Source organism: Bradyrhizobium pachyrhizi (assembly GCF_029714545.1).
Lineage (GTDB): Bacteria > Pseudomonadota > Alphaproteobacteria > Rhizobiales > Xanthobacteraceae > Bradyrhizobium > Bradyrhizobium pachyrhizi.
In genome coordinates this window covers 5,516,461-5,530,853 of the sequence record NZ_CP121667.1, presented here as the reverse complement: position 1 = coordinate 5,530,853, position 14,393 = coordinate 5,516,461, and the positions used below count along the sequence as shown (strand labels likewise).

Here is a 14,393-nt window from a genome sequence, read left to right as displayed (position 1 = left end):
CGGAGAGTCAAATGGCCAAAGCTAAATTCGAACGTAACAAGCCCCACTGCAACATCGGCACCATCGGTCACGTCGACCATGGCAAGACCTCGCTGACCGCAGCGATCACCAAGGTGCTCGCAGAAACCGGCGGCGCGACGTTCACCGCCTACGACCAGATCGACAAGGCGCCGGAAGAGAAGGCCCGCGGCATCACGATCTCGACCGCGCACGTCGAGTACGAGACGACCAACCGCCACTACGCCCACGTCGACTGCCCCGGCCACGCCGACTACGTGAAGAACATGATCACCGGCGCTGCCCAGATGGACGGCGCGATCCTGGTCGTGTCGGCTGCTGACGGCCCGATGCCGCAGACCCGCGAGCACATCCTGCTCGCCCGCCAGGTCGGCGTGCCCGCGCTCGTCGTGTTCCTCAACAAGTGCGACATGGTCGACGATCCGGAGTTGCTCGAGCTCGTCGAGCTCGAAGTCCGCGAGCTGCTCTCGAAGTACGAATTCCCGGGCGACAAGATCCCGATCATCAAGGGCTCAGCGCTCGCCGCCCTCGAAGACAAGGACAAGAAGCTCGGCCACGACGCCATCCTCGAGCTGATGCGCAATGTCGACGAATACATCCCGCAGCCGGAGCGTCCGATCGACCAGCCGTTCCTGATGCCGGTTGAAGACGTGTTCTCGATCTCGGGCCGCGGCACCGTCGTCACCGGCCGTGTCGAGCGCGGCGTGATCAAGGTCGGCGAGGAAATCGAAATCGTCGGTATCCGCGACACCCAGAAGACCATCGTCACCGGCGTCGAAATGTTCCGCAAGCTGCTCGATCAGGGCCAGGCCGGCGACAACATCGGTGCGCTGCTCCGCGGCACCAAGCGCGAGGAAGTCGAGCGTGGCCAGGTGCTGTGCAAGCCCGGTTCGGTCAAGCCGCACACCAAGTTCAAGGCTGAGGCTTACATCCTCACCAAGGAAGAGGGCGGTCGCCACACCCCGTTCTTCACCAACTACCGTCCGCAGTTCTACTTCCGCACCACCGACGTGACCGGTGTCGTGCACCTGCCGGAAGGCACCGAGATGGTGATGCCGGGCGACAACATCGCGATGGAGGTGCACCTGATCGTGCCGATCGCGATGGAAGAGAAGCTGCGCTTCGCGATCCGCGAAGGTGGCCGCACCGTCGGCGCCGGCGTCGTCGCCGCGATCATCGAGTAACTACGCGAATAGGGAATGGCGAGTAGCGAGTGGGTCACTCCATTCGCTATTCGCTACTCGCCACTCACTAAAGAAAGAATACGGCAATGAACGGCCAAAATATTCGCATCCGTCTCAAGGCGTTCGACCATCGAATCCTCGATACGTCGACCCGCGAGATCGTGAACACGGCGAAGCGCACCGGTGCGCAGGTTCGCGGACCGATTCCGCTGCCGACCCGCATCGAGAAGTTCACCGTCAACCGTTCGCCGCACGTTGACAAGAAGAGCCGCGAGCAATTCGAGATGCGCACCCATAAGCGCCTTCTCGACATTGTCGACCCGACCCCGCAGACCGTCGATGCGCTGATGAAGCTCGACCTGGCCGCCGGTGTCGACGTCGAGATCAAGCTCTAAGGTTTTGGATTTTTACGTCCGCCGCTTGCGGACAGAAAGACAGGAAGCACGCCGATGCGCTCCGGAGTGATCGCACAAAAGGTCGGGATGACGCGGGTCTTTACGGAGACCGGCGAGCATATCCCTGTGACCGTGCTGAAGTTGGGCAACTGCCAGGTGCTGGGCCACCGCACGACCGAGAAGAACGGCTATGTCGCTCTTCAGCTTGGCTCGGGCGCCCGCAAGACCGTGTACATGCCCAAGGCCGAACGCGGCCAGTTCGCGGTCGCCAAGGTCGAACCGAAGCGCAAGGTCGCCGAGTTCCGCGTGTCCGAGGACGCGCTGATCCCGGTCGGCGCGGAAATCCAGGCGGACCATTTCGTGGTCGGCCAGTTCGTCGACGTGACCGGCACCTCGATCGGTAAGGGCTTCGCCGGCGGCATGAAGCGCTGGAATTTCGGCGGTCTGCGCGCCACCCACGGTGTGTCGATCTCGCACCGTTCGATCGGTTCGACCGGTGGCCGTCAGGACCCCGGCAAGACCTTCAAGAACAAGAAGATGCCCGGTCACATGGGCGTCGACCGCATCACCACGCTCAATCTGCGCGTGGTTTCGACTGACGTCGAGCGCGGCCTGATCCTCGTCGAAGGCGCCGTTCCCGGCTCCAAGGGCGGCTGGATCTCGGTGCGCGACGCCGTCAAGAAGCCGCTGCCGAAGGAAGCCCCGAAGCCCGGCAAGTTCAAGGTTGCAGGCGGCGAAGCTGCCGAGGCTGTGGCCGAGAAGGAGGGCGTGTGAGATGGAATTGAAAGTCACGACCCTTGAAGGCAAGGACGCCGGATCCGTCGAGCTCTCGGACGCGATCTTCGGTCTCGAGCCGCGTGCCGACATCATCCAGCGCTGCGTGCAGTGGCAGCTGAACAAGCGTCAGGCCGGTACCCACAAGGCCAAGGGCCGCGCCGAGATCTGGCGCACCGGCAAGAAGATGTACAAGCAGAAGGGCACCGGCGGCGCCCGTCACGGCTCGGCTCGCGTGCCGCAGTTCCGCGGCGGTGGCCGTGCGTTCGGTCCGGTTGTTCGCTCGCACGCGACCGACCTGCCGAAGAAGGTGCGCGCGCTCGCGCTGAAGCATGCGCTGTCGGCCAAGGCCAAGGACGGCGGGCTGATCGTGATCGACAATGCGCAGCTCGAGGCCGCCAAGACCAAGGCGCTGCTCGGTCACTTCTCCGGCCTCGGGCTCACCAATGCGCTGATCATCGACGGCGCCGAGCTCAACGCCGGTTTCGCGACCGCGGCCCGCAACATTCCGAACATCGACGTGCTGCCGATCCAGGGCATCAACGTCTACGACATTCTCCGCCGCCAGAAGCTGGTGCTGACCAAGGCTGCGGTTGATGCGCTGGAGGCGCGCTTCAAATGAAGAACATCGATCCGCGCCACTACGACGTCATCATCTCTCCCGTCGTGACGGAAAAGGCGACGCTCGCCTCCGAGCACAACAAGGTGCTGTTCAAGGTCGCCGGCAAGGCCACCAAGCCGCAGATCAAGGAAGCGGTCGAGAAGCTGTTCGACGTCAAGGTGAAGAGCGTCAACACGCTCGTTCGCAAGGGCAAGACCAAGGTGTTCCGCGGCAATCTCGGCTCGCAGTCGGACACCAAGCGCGCGATCGTGACCCTGGAAGAGGGCCACCGCATCGACGTGACTACCGGACTATAAGGCGCAACGACGATGGCATTGAAAACCTACAATCCCACGACGCCGGGCCAGCGCCAGCTGGTCATGGTCGATCGTTCGGCGCTCTACAAGGGCAAGCCGGTGAAGACCCTGACCGAGGGCAAGCTCGGCAATGGCGGTCGCAACAACACTGGTCGCATCACCGTGCGTTTCCGCGGCGGCGGCCACAAGAAGGCCTACCGCACTGTCGACTTCCGCCGTGACAAGGTGGACATGCCGGCGGTCGTGGAGCGGCTCGAGTATGATCCGAACCGCACCGCCTTCATCGCGCTGATCAAGTATCAGGACGGTGAGCTGGCCTACATCCTGGCGCCGCAGCGCTTGGCGGCGGGCGACACCGTCCTCGCCGGCAACTATGTCGACGTCAAGCCGGGCAACGTCATGCCGCTCGGCAACATGCCGGTCGGCACGATCGTGCACAACATCGAGCTGAAGATCGGCAAGGGCGGTCAGCTGGCGCGCTCCGCCGGCACCTACGCCCAGATCGTCGGCCGCGACCAGGACTACGTGATCGTCCGCCTGAACTCGGGCGAGCAGCGTCTGGTGCACGGCCGTTGCCGCGGCACGATCGGCGCGGTCTCGAACCCGGATCACATGAACATCTCGATCGGCAAGGCCGGTCGTACCCGCTGGCTCGGCTGGCGTCCGCACAACCGCGGCGTCGTCATGAACCCGATCGATCACCCGCACGGCGGTGGTGAAGGTCGTACCTCGGGCGGTCGCCACCCGGTCACTCCGTGGGGCAAGCCGACCAAGGGCAAGAAGACCCGCACCAACAAGTCGACCAACAAATTCATTCTCCTCAGCCGCCACAAGCGGAAGAAGTAAGGAACGCCGGACATGGTTCGTTCAGTCTGGAAAGGCCCGTTCGTCGAGGGTTCTCTGCTCAAGAAGGCAGATGCCGCGCGCTCGTCCGGCCGTCACGACGTCATCAAGATCTGGAGCCGCCGCTCGACCATCCTGCCGCAGTTCGTCGGCCTGACGTTCGGCGTCTACAACGGCCACAAGCACGTGCCGGTGGCAATCAACGAGGAAATGGTGGGTCACAAGTTCGGCGAGTTCTCGCCGACCCGGACCTTCCACGGCCATTCGGGCGACAAGAAAGCCAAGAAGGCTTGAGGATTAACCGATGAGCAAACCAAAGCGCGAACGTAGCCTCGCGGACAATGAGGCCAAGGCCGTCGCCCGCATGCTGCGTGTCAGCCCGCAGAAGCTGAACCTGGTGGCGCAGCTGATCCGCGGCCGCAAGGCGTCCGCTGCGCTCGCCGACCTGCAGTTCTCGCGCAAGCGGATCGCAGTCGACGTCAAGAAGTGCCTGGAATCGGCGATCGCCAACGCCGAGAACAACCATGACCTCGATGTCGACGATCTCGTCGTTGCCGAGGCGCATGTCGGCAACGGCATCGTGATGAAGCGTTTTGCTCCGCGCGGCCGTGGCCGTTCGGGCCGTGTGTTCAAACCGTTCTCGCACCTGACCATCGTGGTTCGTCAGGTCGAGGCCGAGGCAAGCGCTTAAGAAGGGCGCAGGAGAAGACGATGGGTCAAAAGATCAATCCAATCGGGCTGCGTCTCGGCATCAACCGGACCTGGGACTCCCGTTGGTTCGCCGGCAAGCAGGAATACGGCAAGCTGCTGCACGAGGACGTCAAGATCCGCGAGATCCTGCACAAGGAGCTCAAGCAGGCGGCCGTGGCCCGCATCGTGATCGAGCGTCCGCACAAGAAGTGCCGCGTGACGATCCACTCGGCCCGTCCGGGTGTCGTGATCGGCAAGAAGGGCGCCGACATCGACAAGCTGCGCAAGAAGGTTGCCGACATCACCTCGTCGGACGTCGTGATCAACATCGTCGAAATCCGCAAGCCGGAGCTCGACGCGACCCTGGTCGCTGAATCGATCGCCCAGCAGCTCGAGCGCCGCGTCGCGTTCCGCCGCGCCATGAAGCGCGCCGTGCAGTCGGCGATGCGTCTCGGTGCCGGCGGTATCCGCATCAACTGCTCGGGCCGTCTCGGCGGCGCAGAAATCGCGCGCATGGAGTGGTACCGCGAAGGTCGCGTGCCGCTGCACACGCTGCGCGCCGACGTCGACTACGGCGTTGCCACCGCGTTCACGACCTTCGGCACCTGCGGCGTCAAGGTCTGGATCTTCAAGGGCGAGATCCTCGAGCACGATCCGATGGCCCAGGACAAGAAGATGGCCGAGGGCGACAACACGCCGCGTTCGCGCCGCGACGCCGCTTGAGGCAAAGCAGGAATTTGAGGGCTTAAAGCCATGATGCAACCTAAGAAAACGAAGTTCCGGAAGGCGCATAAGGGCCGTATCCACGGCGTTGCGACCTCTGGCGCGACGTTGGCGTTTGGCCAGTTCGGCCTGAAGGCGATGGAGCCTGAGCGCGTCACCGCCCGTCAGATCGAAGCCGCCCGCCGCGCGCTGACCCGTCACATGAAGCGCGCCGGCCGCGTCTGGATCCGCGTGTTCCCGGACGTGCCGGTGTCGAAGAAGCCCGCCGAAGTCCGCATGGGCTCCGGCAAGGGTGCTCCGGAATTGTGGGTTGTCCGGATCAAGCCGGGCCGCGTGATGTTCGAGATCGACGGCGTGCCGGTGCAGACCGCGAAGGAAGCGCTGTCGCTCGCGGCTGCCAAGCTGCCGATCAAGACGCGCTTCGTTGCGCGCATTGCGGAGTAATCGCCATGGCCGAGATGAAAGTTGAAGACATTCGCGCGATGAGCGACGACCAGCGGGAAGACGCGATCCTGAACCTGAAGAAGGAGCGCTTCAACCTGCGTTTCCAGCGCGCCACCGGGCAGCTGGAGAACACGTCGCGGATGCGGGAAGCCCGCCGCGATATCGCTCGTATCAAGACCATCGCTGCCCAGCAGCGCGCGAAGAAGAAGTAAGGGGCCAGCTATGCCGAAACGTACTCTGCAGGGCGTGGTCGTCAGCGACAAGCAAGCCAAGACCATCGTGGTGCGCGTCGATCGCCGCTTCACCCACCCGATCTACAAGAAGACGATCCGCCGTTCCAAGAACTACCACGCGCACGACGAGAACAACCAGTTCAAGCCGGGCGACATGGTCTGGATCGAGGAATCGAAGCCGATCTCGAAGCTGAAGCGCTGGACCGTGGTCCGGGGCGAACACAAGAAAACGGCCTGATTACTTCGGCCTGGCCGGGGAAATTCAGGGAAATTTTGAGCGCGCTAAAGCGCAGAAAGAGGACGAGGTGCATCAATGATTCAGATGCAGACCAACCTCGACGTGGCCGATAATTCAGGCGCACGCCGTGTCATGTGCATCAAGGTTCTTGGAGGTTCCAAGCGCCGCTATGCCACCGTGGGCGACGTTATCGTTGTGTCGATCAAGGAAGCCATTCCGCGTGGCAAGGTGAAGAAGGGCGACGTGATGAAGGCCGTCGTGGTCCGGGTCCGCAAGGACATCCGCCGCGCCGACGGTTCGGTCATCCGTTTCGACCGCAACGCCGCCGTGCTGATCAACAATCAGTCCGAGCCGGTCGGCACCCGTATCTTCGGGCCGGTGCCGCGCGAGCTGCGCGCCAAGAACCACATGAAGATCATTTCGCTTGCGCCGGAGGTGCTGTGATGGCTGCCAAGATCCGCAAGGGCGACAAGGTGATGGTGCTCACCGGCCGCGACAAGGGTCGCACCGGCGAGGTGTTCGAGGTGCGTCCGGACGAGAACAAGGCTCTCGTTCGCGGCATCAACATGGTGAAGCGTCACCAGAAGCAGACCCAGACCCAGGAAGGCGGCATCATCTCCAAGGAGATGCCGATCGACCTTTCGAACATTGCGTATGTCGGCAAGGACGGAAAGCCGACCCGCATCGGGTTCAAGATTCAGGCCGATGGCAAGAAGGTTCGTGTTGCCAAGAGCTCGGGAGCAGAGATCGATGGCTGATACAGCTTACACGCCGCGTCTGCGCGCGGAGTACGACAAGAAGATCCGCGGCATGATGACCGAGAAGTTCGGTTATGCCAACGTGATGCAGGTGCCGCGCCTCGATAAGGTCGTGCTCAACATGGGCGTGGGCGACTCCGTCAACGACCGCAAGAAGGCCGAGACCGCCGCCGCCGAGCTGACCCAGATCGCCGGCCAGAAGGCGATCGTGACCTATTCGCGGATCGCGATCGCGACCTTCAAGCTGCGTGAGAACCAGCCGATCGGCTGCAAGGTCACGCTGCGCAAGACCCATATGTACGAGTTCATCGACCGCCTGGTGAACGTGGCGCTGCCCCGCGTCCGCGACTTCCGCGGCCTGAACCCGAAGAGCTTCGACGGCCGCGGCAACTATTCGCTCGGCATCAAGGAGCACATCATTTTCCCCGAGATCGACTTCGACAAGGTCTCGGAAGCGCGTGGCATGGACATCACGGTCTGCACCACCGCCAAGACCGACGACGAGGCGCGCGCCTTGTTGACCGCTTTCAATTTCCCGTTCCGGCAGTGAGTAGCTGAGCCAAAGCCACTCAAACGCGGATACCCAGGAGCCAAGCATGGCAAAGAAGAGTTCAGTCGAGAAGAACAACCGGCGCAAGCGGATGGCGAAGAACGCCGGCCCGCGCCGCGAGAAGCTGAAGGCGATCATCGCCGACAAGACCAAGCCGATGGAAGAGCGCTTCGCGGCGACGCTGAAGCTCGCCGAGATGCCGCGCAACTCGTCGCCGACGCGCATCCGCAACCGTTGCGAGCTGACCGGGCGTCCTCGCTCGAACTATCGCAAGAACAAGCTCTCGCGCATCGCGCTGCGTGAACTCGGCTCCAAGGGCCTGGTTCCCGGCCTCGTGAAGTCGAGCTGGTAAGGAGGGTCGGAACAATGTCTACGCACGATCCGATCAGCGATCTCATCACCCGCATCCGCAACGCGCAGATGCGCTCCAAGTCCAAGGTCTCGAGCCCCGGCTCGAAGATGCGCGCCAACGTGCTCGAGGTGCTGAAGTCCGAGGGGTACATCCGCGGCTACGCCAGCGTCGAGCATGCCTCGGGCCGCAGCGAGCTCGAGATCGAGCTGAAGTATTTCGACGGCGAGCCCGTCATCCGCGAGATCGAGCGGGTGTCGAAGCCGGGCCGCCGCGTTTACGCCTCGGTGAAGAACCTGCCGCGCGTGAACAACGGTCTCGGCATTTCGGTGTTGTCGACGCCGAAGGGAATCATGGCTGACCACCAGGCGCGCGACGCCAACGTGGGCGGCGAAGTTCTCTTCACGGTGTTCTGAGGAAGGATTTTACGATGTCACGTATCGGCAAAAGGCCGGTGGCGATCCCGTCGGGTGTGACGGCGACCGTCGAAGGTCAGACCGTCAAGGTGAAGGGGCCGAAGGGCCAGCTTCAGTTCGTCGTGCATGACGACGTCGAGGTGAAGTTCGAGAACGGCCAGGTCAAGGTTGCTCCGCGGGTCAAGACCAACCGCGCGCAGGCGATGTACGGCACCGCGCGCGCGCAGGTCGCCAACCTCGTCGAGGGCGTCACCAAAGGCTTCGAGAAGAAGCTCGAGATCACCGGCGTCGGCTACCGTGCCGCGATGCAGGGCAAGAACCTGCAGCTCGCGCTCGGCTACAGCCACGACGTGGTGTACGCGATCCCGGAAGGCATCACCATCGCGGTGCCGAAGCCGACCGAGATCACGATCACCGGCAACGATCCGCAGCGCGTCGGCCAGGTCGCCGCCGAGATCCGCGCCTACCGTCCGCCGGAGCCCTACAAGGGCAAGGGCGTGAAGTACGCCAACGAATTCATCTTCCGCAAGGAAGGCAAGAAGAAGTAACGGAGCCGGTCATGTCACTCAAGGTTACGAATGCCCGGCGCAAGCAGCGCGTGCGCCTTGCGCTTCGCCGCTCGGCAGGCGGCCGTCCGCGGCTGTCGGTGTTCCGCTCGTCCAAGCACATCTACGCCCAGGTCATCGACGACCAGAAGGGCGAGACGCTCGCTTCCGCCTCGTCGCTGGAGAAGACCATGCGCGACGCCGGCAAGACCGGCGCCGATATCGATGCGGCCAAGGCGGTCGGCAAGCTGCTCGCCGAGCGCGCGGCGCAGAAGGGCGTCAAGGAAGTCGTGTTCGATCGCGGCGCCTACATCTATCACGGGCGCGTCAAGGCGCTCGCGGATGCGGCGCGCGAAGGCGGATTGAGCTTCTAAACTTTACGAACGATTACGAGGAAAGAGGCGCAAGGCCTCCTAGAGATTGGAAAACACCATGGCAGGTGAACGCGAACGCGGCGGACGCGAACGGAGCAGGGAGCGCGAGGAGCGCGATAGCGAGTTCGTCGACAAGCTCGTCCACATCAATCGCGTGGCGAAGGTCGTCAAGGGCGGCAAGCGCTTCGGCTTTGCGGCGCTGGTCGTGATCGGCGACCAGAAGGGCCGGGCCGGGTTCGGCCACGGCAAGGCGCGCGAAGTTCCGGAAGCGATCCGCAAGGCGACCGAATCGGCGAAGCGCAACCTGACGCGCGTCGCGCTTCGCGAAGGCCGCACGCTGCATCACGACATCGCCGGCCGTCACGGCGCCGGCCGCGTCTACCTGCGTGCCGCTCCGGCCGGTACCGGCATCATCGCCGGCGGCCCGATGCGCGCGGTGTTCGAGACGCTCGGTGTCCAGGACGTGGTGGCGAAGTCGATCGGCTCGTCGAATCCCTACAACATGGTTCGCGCGACGTTCGATGCGCTGAAGCATCAGGATTCGCCGCGTTCGGTGGCTGCGCGCCGCAACATCAAGGTCTCCACCCTGCAGTCGCGCCGCGTCGGCGGCGACGCCGAAGTGGTGGCGGAATAACAACGCGCTTCTCGAAGCGCTATTCGGAGTTACTGTCATGGCCAAGGCCAGCAAGACCATCAAGGTCGAGCAGATCGGCAGCGCAATCCGCCGCCATCACTCGCAGCGTTCGACGCTGATCGGCCTCAAGCTCAACAAGATCGGCCGGATTGCCGAGCTGCAGGATACCCCTGAAGTTCGCGGCATGATCAGCAAGGTTCAGCATCTCGTCCGCGTCGTCGGCGAGTAAGCAGAGATAAGGAGAAGGGCGATGAAGCTCAGCGATATCGCCGACAACGCCGGCTCGCGCAAGAAGCGCATGCGTGTCGGCCGTGGCATCGGTTCCGGCAAGGGCAAGACCTCGGGCCGCGGCGGCAAGGGCCAGACCGCGCGTTCGGGCGTCCGCATCAAGGGTTTCGAAGGCGGCCAGATGCCGATGCATCGCCGTCTGCCGAAGCGCGGCTTCAACAACATCTTCCGGCTCGACTTCGCCGAGATCAATCTCGACCGTCTGCAGGAAGCGATCGACAACAAGCTGGTCGATGCGAGCGCGACGGTGAACGTCGAATCGCTGGTCAAGGCCGGCGTGCTGCGCCGCGCCAAGGACGGCCTGCGGCTGCTCGGCCGCGGCGAGATCAAGACCAAGCTGACCATCGAGGTGCACGGCGCTTCCAAGTCGGCCATTGCCGCTGTCGAGAAGGCCGGCGGCTCGGTCAAGATCCTGGCCCCCGCCAAGGAAGAAGGCGAGGCGGCGTAACATCTGCGTCATTGCCCGCGACGCGCGGGCAATCCGCAGATCGAATGATGGACTTATCGAGGCCGAGCACCAGATAATGTCCGGTGTCTGCCGGCGCCCAGGGAGTTGATCTCTTTGGGGGCGCCGGCGAATGGGGCTCCGGGAGAAAGCCGAAACATGGTCTCAGCAGCCGAACAACTTGCCGCCAACCTCAATTTCGGACAGCTGGCGAAAGCCGACGAGCTGAAGAAGCGCATCTGGTTCACCCTAGGTGCGCTGCTTGTTTATCGGCTCGGCACCTACATCCCGCTGCCCGGCATCGATCCGAACATCTGGGAGCAGGTGTTCCGCAGCCAGTCCGGCGGCATCCTCGGCATGTTCAACATGTTCGCCGGCGGCGGCATCCACCGCATGGCGATCTTCGCGCTCAACATCATGCCGTACATCTCGGCATCGATCATCGTGCAGCTCCTGACCACCGTGTCGCCGCAGCTCGAGGCGCTCAAGAAGGAAGGCGAGGCGGGCCGCAAGACGCTGAACCAGTACACCCGCTATCTGACGGTGATCCTGGCGCTGTTCCAGTCCTACGGCATCGCGATCGGCCTCGAAGGCGCCGGCAATGTCGTCAGCGACCCCGGCATGTTCTTCCGGATCTCGACCGCGATCACGCTGACCGGCGGCACCATGTTCCTGATGTGGCTCGGCGAGCAGATCACCTCGCGCGGCATCGGCAACGGTATTTCGCTGATCATCCTGGCCGGCATCGTCGCCGAATTGCCGTCGGCGCTCGCCAACATGCTGGAACTCGGCCGCCAGGGTGCGATGTCGACCGGCCTGATCCTGATCGTCATCGTGATGGCGGTCGCCGTGATCGCCTTCATCGTCTTCATGGAGCGCGCGCAGCGCCGGCTTTTGATCCAGTATCCGAAGCGCCAGGTCGGCAACAAGATGTTCGAGGGCCAGTCTTCGCATCTGCCGCTCAAGCTCAACACCTCGGGCGTGATTCCGCCGATCTTCGCCTCGTCGCTGCTGTTGCTGCCGACCACGGTCGCGAACTTCAACGCCGGCAAGGGGCCGGAATGGTTCCAGTGGATCACGACCCAGCTCAGCCACGGCCGGCCGCTGTTCCTGTTCATGTATCTCGCGCTGATCGTGTTCTTCGCGTTCTTCTACACTGCGATCGTGTTCAATCCGACCGAGACCGCGGACAATCTGAAGAAGCATGGCGGCTTCATCCCGGGCATCCGGCCGGGCGAGCGCACCGCCGAGTATATCGACTATGTGCTGTCGCGCATCACGGTGCTCGGCGCGCTCTATCTCGCGATCGTCTGCCTGATTCCTGAAATTCTGATTTCCTACGCATCGGTCCCGTTCTACTTTGGCGGCACGTCGCTGTTGATCGTCGTCAGCGTGACGATGGATACGGTGTCGCAGGTGCAGGGCTATCTGCTCGCTCATCAGTATGAAGGGCTGATCAGGAAGTCGAAGCTCAGGGGGGGCCGCCGCCGCTGATCGCGGCTCGGCTTCGAACTCAAAACACAGGTGTGCGGACGTCGCCCACCTAGCCGGGGGGCGAAACAGATATGAGATTGATCCTTTTGGGGCCGCCGGGCTCGGGCAAGGGAACCCAGGCGCAGCGGCTGGTGCACAAGCACGGCATCGTCCAGCTCTCGACCGGTGAGATGCTGCGCTCTGCGGTCGCCGCGGGCACGCCGATCGGCTTGCAGGCCAAGGAGATCATGGCCAATGGCGGCCTGGTTCCCGACGAGGTGGTGGTGGGAATCATCGCCGACCGAATCGAGGAGCCCGATGCCAAGAAGGGCTTCATTCTCGACGGCTTCCCGCGCACCGTGCCGCAGGCCGAGGCGCTCGACGATCTGCTCCGGAAAAAGCACCTCAAGCTCGACGCGGTGGTTGAGCTCCGCGTCAACGAGAGCGCGCTGCTCGCCCGCGTTGAGAAGCGTGCCGAGGAAACCCGCGCGCGCGGCGAGGAAGTCCGCCTCGACGACACGCCGGAAGTGCTGACCAAGCGCCTGGCGCAGTACCGTTCGCTGACGGAGCCGCTGATTCACTATTATTCGGAGCGGCGGAAGCTGCTGACGGTCGATGGCATGATGACCATCGAGCACGTCACCCGCGAGATCAACCGGATCCTGACCGCGCTCGGCGCGCTGGAACCGAAGGAACACGAGGATCACGCCCCCAAGTCAGCCAAGAAGGCCGCCAAGGCGGCCATGAAGGCCAGTAAGAAGCCGGCCAAGAAGGTAGCTAAATCAGCCAAAAAGGCCGCCAAATCGGCCCGGAAGGTTGCCAAGGCGCCCTCCAAGGCCAAGGCGGCCAAGAAAACCGTGAAGAAAGCCGCGAAGAAGGCGGTAAAGACGGCCGCCCGCGCCGCGAAAGCCCGCAACGGAGCAAAGACCGCCAAAAAGGCGGCAAAAAAGCTCACGAAAAAGCGAGCTAAACGCTAGGAGCGGTTGACGAAACCGACATGAATCCTTTAATAAGCCCCGCATCCAAGTTGGATAGTTTTATGACGATGCCGGGCCCCGAAGGACATGAGGGGAGGGCGTCGTGTTCGCGTTTGTGGACACAAGCCCGAGAGAGCAAGAACTTGAGAAGCCCGAATCCGTGATGGATCGGCGACAGGAGAGAAGTCCGTGGCCCGTATTGCCGGCGTGAACATTCCTACCAACAAGCGCGTCCTGATCGCGCTTCAGTACATCCATGGCATCGGCCAGAAGAACGCGGCCGACATCATGGAGAAGGTCAAGATCCCGGTGGACCGTCGCGTCAACCAGCTGACCGACCAGGAAGTCCTGCAGATCCGCGAAGTGATCGACCGCGACTATCTGGTCGAGGGCGACCTCCGTCGTGAGGTCGGCATCAACATCAAGCGGCTGATGGACCTCGGCTGCTACCGCGGCCTGCGTCATCGCCGCGGTCTGCCGGTGCGCGGCCAGCGCACCCACACCAATGCGCGCACGCGCAAGGGGCCGGCCAAGGCGATCGCCGGCAAGAAGAAGTAAGTTTTGCGAATTGCAGGTGGGGAGTAGCGAATGGAAATTCGCTACTCGCCATTTGCGTTTTGAGGTGTAGCCGCTGGCACTACGGCGGCGTCGAGATCACAGGAAAGGTTTGAAATGGGCAAGGAAGCCACCCGCGTACGCCGCCGCGAACGCAAGAACATCGCCTCCGGCATCGCGCACGTGAATTCGTCGTTCAACAACACGACCATCACCATCACCGACGCGCAGGGCAACACCATCGCCTGGTCGTCGGCCGGCACCATGGGCTTCAAGGGCTCGCGCAAGTCGACCCCCTATGCCGCGCAGGTCGCGGCCGAAGACGTCTCCAAGAAGGCGCAGGAACACGGCATGCGCACGCTGGAGGTTGAAGTGGCCGGCCCGGGTTCGGGCCGTGAGTCGGCGCTCCGCGCGCTGCAGGCTGCGGGCTTCACCGTCACCTCGATCCGCGACGTGACCACCATCCCGCACAATGGCTGCCGTCCGCGCAAGCGTCGGCGCGTTTGATCTGTAAGTCGCGGGCGGCCTCTGGCCGCCCTGCGATGGTTTTTGGAATTGACCGCGCGGAC

The 14,393-nt window shown here is 63.4% G+C and carries 26 protein-coding genes; all 26 read left to right on the top strand.

Features of this window, described 5'->3' with window-relative positions; genetic code table 11:
• Nucleotides 1-11: 11 nt before the first annotated feature.
• The 26 genes from tuf (at nucleotide 12) to rpsK (ending at nucleotide 14,331) form a co-directional block, all read left to right on the top strand.
• Nucleotides 12-1,202, top strand: a complete 1,191-nt coding sequence (gene tuf, locus QA639_RS26210) for an elongation factor Tu (RefSeq protein ID WP_018272140.1) — start codon at nucleotides 12-14, stop codon at nucleotides 1,200-1,202.
• Nucleotides 1,203-1,288: 86 nt separating this feature from the next.
• Nucleotides 1,289-1,597 (top strand): 30S ribosomal protein S10, encoded by a 309-nt coding sequence (rpsJ, locus tag QA639_RS26205; RefSeq protein WP_002712302.1) that lies wholly within the window; start codon nucleotides 1,289-1,291, stop codon nucleotides 1,595-1,597.
• Between the two features lie 54 nt (nucleotides 1,598-1,651).
• Nucleotides 1,652-2,371 carry a 50S ribosomal protein L3 gene (gene rplC / locus QA639_RS26200; protein ID WP_018272139.1) on the top strand — a complete coding sequence of 240 codons (720 nt, stop codon included), beginning with the start codon at nucleotides 1,652-1,654 and terminating at the stop codon, nucleotides 2,369-2,371.
• 1 nt (nucleotide 2,372) lies between these two features.
• Complete coding sequence (gene rplD, locus QA639_RS26195) at nucleotides 2,373-2,993, top strand: 50S ribosomal protein L4 (RefSeq protein WP_016843745.1); 621 nt, start codon at nucleotides 2,373-2,375, stop codon at nucleotides 2,991-2,993.
• On the top strand, nucleotides 2,990-3,289 hold the full coding sequence (locus tag QA639_RS26190; protein ID WP_016843746.1) for a 50S ribosomal protein L23: 300 nt from the start codon (nucleotides 2,990-2,992) through the stop codon (nucleotides 3,287-3,289). The genes rplD and QA639_RS26190 overlap by 4 nt, the downstream gene beginning before the upstream one ends.
• A gap of 12 nt (nucleotides 3,290-3,301) precedes the next feature.
• Entirely contained in the window at nucleotides 3,302-4,135 is an 834-nt protein-coding gene (rplB, locus tag QA639_RS26185) for a 50S ribosomal protein L2 (protein ID WP_157348026.1), read from the top strand.
• Nucleotides 4,136-4,147: 12 nt separating this feature from the next.
• The gene (gene rpsS, locus QA639_RS26180) at nucleotides 4,148-4,426 is read left to right on the top strand and encodes a 30S ribosomal protein S19 (RefSeq protein WP_028335459.1); all 279 of its coding nucleotides are present in this window, start codon (nucleotides 4,148-4,150) and stop codon (nucleotides 4,424-4,426) included.
• 10 nt (nucleotides 4,427-4,436) lie between these two features.
• Nucleotides 4,437-4,823, top strand: a complete 387-nt coding sequence (rplV, locus tag QA639_RS26175) for a 50S ribosomal protein L22 (protein WP_018272136.1) — start codon at nucleotides 4,437-4,439, stop codon at nucleotides 4,821-4,823.
• A 20-nt stretch (nucleotides 4,824-4,843) separates the two neighbouring features.
• Entirely contained in the window at nucleotides 4,844-5,545 is a 702-nt protein-coding gene (gene rpsC, locus QA639_RS26170; RefSeq protein ID WP_024578575.1) for a 30S ribosomal protein S3, read from the top strand.
• 30 nt (nucleotides 5,546-5,575) lie between these two features.
• The gene (gene rplP / locus QA639_RS26165) at nucleotides 5,576-5,989 is read left to right on the top strand and encodes a 50S ribosomal protein L16 (RefSeq protein WP_016843752.1); all 414 of its coding nucleotides are present in this window, start codon (nucleotides 5,576-5,578) and stop codon (nucleotides 5,987-5,989) included.
• Nucleotides 5,990-5,994: 5 nt separating this feature from the next.
• Complete coding sequence (gene rpmC, locus QA639_RS26160) at nucleotides 5,995-6,201, top strand: 50S ribosomal protein L29 (protein ID WP_016843753.1); 207 nt, start codon at nucleotides 5,995-5,997, stop codon at nucleotides 6,199-6,201.
• Between the two features lie 10 nt (nucleotides 6,202-6,211).
• Complete coding sequence (gene rpsQ, locus QA639_RS26155; protein WP_016843754.1) at nucleotides 6,212-6,460, top strand: 30S ribosomal protein S17; 249 nt, start codon at nucleotides 6,212-6,214, stop codon at nucleotides 6,458-6,460.
• A gap of 75 nt (nucleotides 6,461-6,535) precedes the next feature.
• Complete coding sequence (gene rplN / locus QA639_RS26150; RefSeq protein WP_011473865.1) at nucleotides 6,536-6,904, top strand: 50S ribosomal protein L14; 369 nt, start codon at nucleotides 6,536-6,538, stop codon at nucleotides 6,902-6,904.
• Nucleotides 6,904-7,218, top strand: a complete 315-nt coding sequence (gene rplX / locus QA639_RS26145) for a 50S ribosomal protein L24 (RefSeq protein ID WP_016843755.1) — start codon at nucleotides 6,904-6,906, stop codon at nucleotides 7,216-7,218. Before rplN ends, rplX begins: the two co-directional genes overlap by 1 nt.
• Nucleotides 7,211-7,768, top strand: a complete 558-nt coding sequence (gene rplE, locus QA639_RS26140) for a 50S ribosomal protein L5 (protein ID WP_016843756.1) — start codon at nucleotides 7,211-7,213, stop codon at nucleotides 7,766-7,768. The genes rplX and rplE overlap by 8 nt, the downstream gene beginning before the upstream one ends.
• A 46-nt stretch (nucleotides 7,769-7,814) precedes the next feature.
• Nucleotides 7,815-8,120, top strand: coding sequence for a 30S ribosomal protein S14 (gene rpsN / locus QA639_RS26135; protein ID WP_016843757.1), 306 nt, complete (start codon nucleotides 7,815-7,817; stop codon nucleotides 8,118-8,120).
• A 14-nt stretch (nucleotides 8,121-8,134) separates the two neighbouring features.
• Nucleotides 8,135-8,533, top strand: coding sequence for a 30S ribosomal protein S8 (gene rpsH / locus QA639_RS26130; protein WP_018272133.1), 399 nt, complete (start codon nucleotides 8,135-8,137; stop codon nucleotides 8,531-8,533).
• Between the two features lie 14 nt (nucleotides 8,534-8,547).
• A complete protein-coding gene (rplF, locus tag QA639_RS26125; protein ID WP_024578581.1) occupies nucleotides 8,548-9,081 on the top strand; it encodes a 50S ribosomal protein L6 in 534 nt (177 codons plus the stop codon).
• 11 nt (nucleotides 9,082-9,092) lie between these two features.
• A complete protein-coding gene (gene rplR / locus QA639_RS26120; protein WP_016843760.1) occupies nucleotides 9,093-9,452 on the top strand; it encodes a 50S ribosomal protein L18 in 360 nt (119 codons plus the stop codon).
• A gap of 58 nt (nucleotides 9,453-9,510) precedes the next feature.
• Nucleotides 9,511-10,086 (top strand): 30S ribosomal protein S5, encoded by a 576-nt coding sequence (gene rpsE / locus QA639_RS26115; protein WP_028335460.1) that lies wholly within the window; start codon nucleotides 9,511-9,513, stop codon nucleotides 10,084-10,086.
• A 37-nt stretch (nucleotides 10,087-10,123) separates the two neighbouring features.
• Entirely contained in the window at nucleotides 10,124-10,315 is a 192-nt protein-coding gene (gene rpmD / locus QA639_RS26110) for a 50S ribosomal protein L30 (protein ID WP_157348027.1), read from the top strand.
• A gap of 21 nt (nucleotides 10,316-10,336) precedes the next feature.
• Nucleotides 10,337-10,822: a 50S ribosomal protein L15 gene (rplO, locus tag QA639_RS26105; protein WP_028339310.1), complete on the top strand. Its 486-nt coding sequence runs from the start codon at nucleotides 10,337-10,339 to the stop codon at nucleotides 10,820-10,822.
• Between the two features lie 156 nt (nucleotides 10,823-10,978).
• The gene (secY, locus tag QA639_RS26100; protein ID WP_028335463.1) at nucleotides 10,979-12,313 is read left to right on the top strand and encodes a preprotein translocase subunit SecY; all 1,335 of its coding nucleotides are present in this window, start codon (nucleotides 10,979-10,981) and stop codon (nucleotides 12,311-12,313) included.
• Nucleotides 12,314-12,384: 71 nt separating this feature from the next.
• Nucleotides 12,385-13,269: an adenylate kinase gene (locus QA639_RS26095; RefSeq protein ID WP_157348028.1), complete on the top strand. Its 885-nt coding sequence runs from the start codon at nucleotides 12,385-12,387 to the stop codon at nucleotides 13,267-13,269.
• 189 nt (nucleotides 13,270-13,458) lie between these two features.
• The gene (rpsM, locus tag QA639_RS26090) at nucleotides 13,459-13,827 is read left to right on the top strand and encodes a 30S ribosomal protein S13 (protein WP_016843766.1); all 369 of its coding nucleotides are present in this window, start codon (nucleotides 13,459-13,461) and stop codon (nucleotides 13,825-13,827) included.
• Between the two features lie 114 nt (nucleotides 13,828-13,941).
• Nucleotides 13,942-14,331, top strand: a complete 390-nt coding sequence (gene rpsK / locus QA639_RS26085; protein ID WP_006021048.1) for a 30S ribosomal protein S11 — start codon at nucleotides 13,942-13,944, stop codon at nucleotides 14,329-14,331.
• Nucleotides 14,332-14,393: the final 62 nt, after the last annotated feature.

Excerpts from the sequence above, each read along its gene's own strand:
- rpsE (WP_028335460.1), top strand. The coding sequence starts at position 9,511 with ATGGCAGGTGAACGCGAACGCGGCGGACGCGAACGGAGCAGGGAGCGC.
- QA639_RS26095 (WP_157348028.1), top strand. The coding sequence starts at position 12,385 with ATGAGATTGATCCTTTTGGGGCCGCCGGGCTCGGGCAAGGGAACCCAG.
- rpmC (WP_016843753.1), top strand. The coding sequence starts at position 5,995 with ATGGCCGAGATGAAAGTTGAAGACATTCGCGCGATGAGCGACGACCAG.
- rplB (WP_157348026.1), top strand. The coding sequence starts at position 3,302 with ATGGCATTGAAAACCTACAATCCCACGACGCCGGGCCAGCGCCAGCTG.
- rpsC (WP_024578575.1), top strand. The coding sequence starts at position 4,844 with ATGGGTCAAAAGATCAATCCAATCGGGCTGCGTCTCGGCATCAACCGG.
- rpsQ (WP_016843754.1), top strand. The coding sequence starts at position 6,212 with ATGCCGAAACGTACTCTGCAGGGCGTGGTCGTCAGCGACAAGCAAGCC.
- rplR (WP_016843760.1), top strand. The coding sequence starts at position 9,093 with ATGTCACTCAAGGTTACGAATGCCCGGCGCAAGCAGCGCGTGCGCCTT.
- rplN (WP_011473865.1), top strand. The coding sequence starts at position 6,536 with ATGATTCAGATGCAGACCAACCTCGACGTGGCCGATAATTCAGGCGCA.
- rplV (WP_018272136.1), top strand. The coding sequence starts at position 4,437 with ATGAGCAAACCAAAGCGCGAACGTAGCCTCGCGGACAATGAGGCCAAG.
- rplX (WP_016843755.1), top strand. The coding sequence starts at position 6,904 with ATGGCTGCCAAGATCCGCAAGGGCGACAAGGTGATGGTGCTCACCGGC.
- rpsK (WP_006021048.1), top strand. The coding sequence starts at position 13,942 with ATGGGCAAGGAAGCCACCCGCGTACGCCGCCGCGAACGCAAGAACATC.
- rpsS (WP_028335459.1), top strand. The coding sequence starts at position 4,148 with ATGGTTCGTTCAGTCTGGAAAGGCCCGTTCGTCGAGGGTTCTCTGCTC.
- tuf (WP_018272140.1), top strand. The coding sequence starts at position 12 with ATGGCCAAAGCTAAATTCGAACGTAACAAGCCCCACTGCAACATCGGC.
- rplP (WP_016843752.1), top strand. The coding sequence starts at position 5,576 with ATGATGCAACCTAAGAAAACGAAGTTCCGGAAGGCGCATAAGGGCCGT.
- rplF (WP_024578581.1), top strand. The coding sequence starts at position 8,548 with ATGTCACGTATCGGCAAAAGGCCGGTGGCGATCCCGTCGGGTGTGACG.
- secY (WP_028335463.1), top strand. The coding sequence starts at position 10,979 with ATGGTCTCAGCAGCCGAACAACTTGCCGCCAACCTCAATTTCGGACAG.
- rpsH (WP_018272133.1), top strand. The coding sequence starts at position 8,135 with ATGTCTACGCACGATCCGATCAGCGATCTCATCACCCGCATCCGCAAC.
- rpmD (WP_157348027.1), top strand. The coding sequence starts at position 10,124 with ATGGCCAAGGCCAGCAAGACCATCAAGGTCGAGCAGATCGGCAGCGCA.
- rplC (WP_018272139.1), top strand. The coding sequence starts at position 1,652 with ATGCGCTCCGGAGTGATCGCACAAAAGGTCGGGATGACGCGGGTCTTT.
- rplO (WP_028339310.1), top strand. The coding sequence starts at position 10,337 with ATGAAGCTCAGCGATATCGCCGACAACGCCGGCTCGCGCAAGAAGCGC.
- rpsN (WP_016843757.1), top strand. The coding sequence starts at position 7,815 with ATGGCAAAGAAGAGTTCAGTCGAGAAGAACAACCGGCGCAAGCGGATG.
- rpsJ (WP_002712302.1), top strand. The coding sequence starts at position 1,289 with ATGAACGGCCAAAATATTCGCATCCGTCTCAAGGCGTTCGACCATCGA.
- QA639_RS26190 (WP_016843746.1), top strand. The coding sequence starts at position 2,990 with ATGAAGAACATCGATCCGCGCCACTACGACGTCATCATCTCTCCCGTC.
- rplE (WP_016843756.1), top strand. The coding sequence starts at position 7,211 with ATGGCTGATACAGCTTACACGCCGCGTCTGCGCGCGGAGTACGACAAG.
- rplD (WP_016843745.1), top strand. The coding sequence starts at position 2,373 with ATGGAATTGAAAGTCACGACCCTTGAAGGCAAGGACGCCGGATCCGTC.